This is a genomic window from Methylophaga sp. UBA1464, assembly GCF_002325665.1.
Taxonomy (GTDB): domain Bacteria; phylum Pseudomonadota; class Gammaproteobacteria; order Nitrosococcales; family Methylophagaceae; genus Methylophaga.
Genome location: NZ_DCSO01000071.1, coordinates 19,012 through 19,480 on the forward strand (window position 1 = coordinate 19,012; position 469 = coordinate 19,480).

The following is a 469-nucleotide window of genomic DNA, read 5'->3' on the forward strand; positions in this document are numbered from 1 at the left end:
ATCACCCCGTTGGATAGAGCTATCAAAAACTGTACCGTCTAATAAGGTACCTTCGTAATGAGCAATAACGCGATCAGATGCAGTTGGTGTTGCGCCATCGCCTGCTTCGATGATTTCATATTGCAGACCACTATCTGTGGTAACAACGCCATCTTTTTTCGCATTTTCTTCCATGTAAGCTTTGGATTCAGCCTGTTTTTTGTTCATTAGCGCAGCCAGTTCCTGCGACTTTTTCTGCTGGTATTTGCCGATAATTTCCTGCGCAGTAGCCTGATCCATTTGTGGTTGGCGACCCGCCATCATGTCGGCTACACCGGCACTAAACGCATCCATTTCAAGCTCTACGTTTTCCATCATCATTTGCTGACCGACTTGTATGCCGAAGATATAGCTGAGTTTTTGTTGTTCTGTATCGAGGGTGGCGTTTTCTGCCATTACATTAGCTCCAAATAAAACGGGAAGGAAAGCG

1 protein-coding gene is annotated in these 469 nt (G+C 45.4%); it reads right to left on the minus strand.

What is annotated here, in order from left to right:
• Positions 1–435: FKBP-type peptidyl-prolyl cis-trans isomerase N-terminal domain-containing protein (locus B3O33_RS08485; RefSeq protein ID WP_292363401.1), on the minus strand; the 435-nt coding region annotated here is incomplete at its 3' end.
• Positions 436–469: the final 34 nt, after the last annotated feature.